The following is a 1,119-nucleotide window of genomic DNA, read 5'->3' on the forward strand; positions in this document are numbered from 1 at the left end:
GCGGTACAACGTGGCCGTATGGTAAATCGTACCTTTGGTGATTTAGCTACGCAGTTGCATGAACGCCATGATGCGAGTGATTTTGAGACCAAGACTCAAGATAAATTGCAGAATCAGTCTTAAAAATATCATTTAGTTTTTGACTTACCCGCAAGATATTTCATTTTTGCGGGTATTCAAAGTTGGCAAAATAGCCCGTGTATAACTCACTCAGCCAAGCGACAAAAACTCGTACGCGCGGCGAGAGCTGCCGATGCTGCGGATATAGTGCAGAAACTGACATCTTCGGGCTTTCCCATTCAGATAAAACCTCAACCAGTCGCTCATTTTTTAATTCATTTGCCACATGGTAGTGCGGTACTTGAATTAAGCCAGCCCCTTGTAAGGCAGATAATACATAGTTTTCAGCGTCATTTACCGCGATCCAGCTTTTCAAAAAATAATCTTGTTTTTTACCATTCACCATTAATTCAAATGGATAATTTCGCCCGCCTGATGTCGAGAAGAAATTAACACAATAATGTGATAACAAATCTTCTGGTTGCTCTGGCGTTCCATGTTTATTTAAATAGTCAGGACTTGCACAAATGACTTGTGGCATATCGACCAAATGTCTGGCAATTAAAGTGGAATCATCTAAACGCCCCGCCCTCACTACGCAGTCTATGCCTTCCCTGATCAGATCAACCAAGCGATCCCCCGTACTGATTACCAGTTCAATGTCGGGGTATAACTCGTGAAATTGATCTATATTGGGTAAAACAATTTTAGTTGCATGTGCGCCTGATAAATCGACACGTAATAAACCACGGGGCTGAGCAATTACATTGCGTAAAGATGATTCGGCATCATCGAGTTCCGATAATATTTGTGTACAACGCTCATAAAATGCCTGTCCATCTAGGGATGGCCTTACATGCCGAGTCGTCCGCTCTAGTAAACGGCACTGTAAATTACTCTCTAACTCCTTAATGGCATTACTTGCTGTAGCACGTGGGATATTTAGCTGATCGGCTGCCTGACTAAAACTACCCAGCTCTACGATGCGGGTAAAAAGTTGCAAGGTATCAAACTTATCCATGGTGTTATCTTTTAACCCTACCAATTATTAATGTATAT

The 1,119-nt window shown here is 41.9% G+C and carries 1 protein-coding gene and 1 pseudogene; one reads left to right on the forward strand and one right to left on the reverse strand.

Annotated features, from left to right (window positions below; translation table 11 throughout):
• Positions 1–123 (forward strand): annotated as a pseudogene (locus VXQ92_RS20170) (glutathione-dependent disulfide-bond oxidoreductase); the annotation flags it as partial.
• 37 nt (positions 124–160) lie between these two features.
• Here VXQ92_RS20170 and VXQ92_RS20175 read toward each other — a convergent pair.
• A complete protein-coding gene (locus VXQ92_RS20175; protein WP_000357075.1) occupies positions 161–1,081 on the reverse strand; it encodes a LysR family transcriptional regulator in 921 nt (306 codons plus the stop codon).
• Positions 1,082–1,119: the final 38 nt, after the last annotated feature.

This window comes from Acinetobacter sp. 228, from assembly GCF_048147885.1.

Bases quoted from the DNA above. Each gene is read 5' to 3' on its own strand.
- VXQ92_RS20175 (WP_000357075.1), bottom strand. From the start codon at position 1,081: ATGGATAAGTTTGATACCTTGCAACTTTTTACCCGCATCGTAGAGCTG.